This window comes from Streptomyces milbemycinicus, from assembly GCF_002154605.1.
In the GTDB taxonomy this organism is placed as follows: Bacteria; Actinomycetota; Actinomycetes; order Streptomycetales; family Streptomycetaceae; genus Streptomyces; species Streptomyces milbemycinicus.
Genome location: NZ_MUNE01000555.1, coordinates 1 through 2107 on the forward strand (window position 1 = coordinate 1; position 2107 = coordinate 2107).

Annotated in this window: 4 protein-coding genes and 1 pseudogene; 4 read left to right on the forward strand and 1 reads right to left on the reverse strand. The window is 73.4% G+C overall.

The genetic code is table 11. From position 1 onward, the window contains the following. Positions 1–211, forward strand: a 211-nt coding sequence (locus CCN51_RS55265; RefSeq protein WP_158104734.1) for a hypothetical protein, incomplete at its 5' end; no start/stop codon positions are given. Positions 212–224: 13 nt separating this feature from the next. Here the strand turns inward: CCN51_RS55265 and CCN51_RS54580 are convergent. Next, positions 225–389, reverse strand: a complete 165-nt coding sequence (locus tag CCN51_RS54580) for a hypothetical protein (protein ID WP_014179281.1) — start codon at positions 387–389, stop codon at positions 225–227. Positions 390–646: 257 nt separating this feature from the next. On the opposite strand from CCN51_RS54580, the gene CCN51_RS37885 reads away from it, so the two are divergent. From CCN51_RS37885 to CCN51_RS37895, 3 genes and pseudogenes are all read left to right on the forward strand, one after another. Continuing rightward, a complete protein-coding gene (locus CCN51_RS37885; RefSeq protein ID WP_014179282.1) occupies positions 647–1426 on the forward strand; it encodes an HAD-IIA family hydrolase in 780 nt (259 codons plus the stop codon). A gap of 116 nt (positions 1427–1542) precedes the next feature. Further along, positions 1543–1836 carry a hypothetical protein gene (locus tag CCN51_RS37890; RefSeq protein ID WP_014179283.1) on the forward strand — a complete coding sequence of 98 codons (294 nt, stop codon included), beginning with the start codon at positions 1543–1545 and terminating at the stop codon, positions 1834–1836. A 5-nt stretch (positions 1837–1841) separates the two neighbouring features. Continuing rightward, positions 1842–2107: pseudogene (locus tag CCN51_RS37895) on the forward strand (class F sortase); the annotation flags it as partial.

Sequence of the window (2107 nt, forward strand, 5' to 3'; positions counted from 1 at the left end):
GAAAACCGGGGCCCCCGGGAAGGAGGAGGCGCCCGCCCGCGCCGACGCCACCCCCGGCCCCCGCGGCGAGGGCAGCAGTCGCGACCATCTGCCGCCTGAACTCGCCGCGACGGGCCGGGGCGTCGTACTCCTCGGACTCGCCGTGATCAGTGGCGCGCTCGTCGTCTCCGGTACCGCGCTGGTGATCAGGTCCCGGCGTCCGAGGCGGTGAGACCCGGCCGCCGCTACTGCGCCCTGGGCGGCTCGCCCCGGCGGCGCAGCTCTTCGTCCGCCTTCTCGGCGCCGCGCCGGGGCTGGTCGGCGGTGCCCTTGCCGCCCTTGCGCGCGGCGTGCCGCGCCCGGTCCTGACCCTTGTTGATCGCGTCCTTGAGCTTGTCCTTGATGCCCATCTGAAATCTCCTTCGCGGGGAGCGGAAGCGGCCTTGTGCCCGACGCCGCCTCCACCACCAGGATCGGCCGCCCGCCCGGCTCTGTCGCGCTGGAGCGCTTGCCACGAGGCCGCCCCGGTCCCGTCTGCCGAGGTCAGACGGGACCGGGGCGGTCCGGGTCCCGGCCCGGCTGGCTACGCTGGACACTCGGCCCGCCCGCAGTTGCGCGGTCGGTGTCCCCACTCAGACGTTATTGGTGCACGGCAGGAGAGTCCGCAATGGCAGAGCGCAAGCCGATCGAGTCCTGGCTCACCGATATGGACGGGGTGCTGATGCACGAGGGGATCCCGGTGCCCGGGGCGGACGCCTTCATCAAGCGGCTGCGCGAGTCCGGCAAGCCCTTCCTCGTGCTCACCAACAACTCCATCTACACCCCGCGCGATCTGCACGCCCGGCTGTCCCGGATCGGCCTGGACGTGCCGGTCGCCAACATCTGGACGTCCGCGCTGGCCACTGCCAAGTTCCTGGACGACCAGCGGCCCGGCGGTACGGCGTATGCCATCGGCGAGGCGGGGCTGACCACGGCCCTGCACGACATCGGCTATGTCCTCACCGACGTCGAACCCGACTATGTGGTCCTGGGCGAGACCCGTACCTACAGCTTCGAAGCGCTCACCAAGGCCATCCGCCTGATCAACAACGGCGCCCGCTTCATCGCCACCAACCCCGACGAGACCGGGCCCTCCGCCGAGGGTGCGCTGCCCGCGACCGGCTCCGTGGCCGCGCTGATCACCAAGGCGACGGGGGCCGAGCCGTACTTCGTCGGCAAGCCGAACCCGCTGATGATGCGCGCCGGGCTGAATGCGATCGGGGCGCACTCCGAGACCAGCGCGATGATCGGCGACCGGATGGACACCGATGTGCTGGCCGGTCTCGAAGCGGGCATGGAGACCTTCCTGGTGCTCACCGGGGTCACTCAGATCGGAGAGGTCGACCGGCACCCGTTCCGGCCGTCCACGGTCGTGAACTCCATCGCGGACCTGGTCGAGCGGGTGTGACGTCGGCGGGCCCCCGCTGACCTGTACGGACTGACCCATACGGAGCAGCCGGGGGCCGCAGCGGATGCGGCTCCCGGCGGCGCGCGTGAGCCTCGGTGGTGTCAGGAGGTTTCACCATGCGTTCGCTCGCCCTCACGCTCCGTATGGCCGTCTGTGCGGCGGTGGTGGTCATGGCCATCGCCGGACCCGCCGCCGCGGACCAGGAGGACAACGCCCCCGCGCGCCCGGCACACCGCGCCCACCCCGCCCACCACGCCCATCCGGGCATCGCCCCGGCCGACGATGCGGCGCGCCAGGACTTCGGCGGGGCCGAGGCGTACGGCCTGGTGCTCTCCGGGGGCACGGCGCTGGCCGTCGCCGGGCTCGCGGTGCACCGCCGCCGTCGCCCGGTCGCAGTGGCATCGGGCTGACGGCGGTGTACGGGAAGGGCTTCGGGCGGGTCGGCCGGCCGGTCGTGGGGGTGGCCTGGGCGGCGCTGCTGCTCGGGCTGTGGCTGTGGGGCCATGACACCGCGGAGGGTTTGGGCGGCGTGGTGCCGGTGACGGGAGACGTGGCGGCCGTGGGGCGGCCGCCCGCCCATCCGCTGCCGCCGTCCAGGGAGCCGCTGCCGTCCGTACGGGCGCGGCGCGTCGTCGGCGAGTCGGCGGGGATCGCGGGGCGGGTCGGCGAGCCGGGCAGGGG

Bases quoted from the DNA above. Each gene is read 5' to 3' on its own strand.
- CCN51_RS54580 (WP_014179281.1), bottom strand. From the start codon at position 389: ATGGGCATCAAGGACAAGCTCAAGGACGCGATCAACAAGGGTCAGGAC.
- CCN51_RS37885 (WP_014179282.1), top strand. From the start codon at position 647: ATGGCAGAGCGCAAGCCGATCGAGTCCTGGCTCACCGATATGGACGGG.
- CCN51_RS37890 (WP_014179283.1), top strand. From the start codon at position 1,543: ATGCGTTCGCTCGCCCTCACGCTCCGTATGGCCGTCTGTGCGGCGGTG.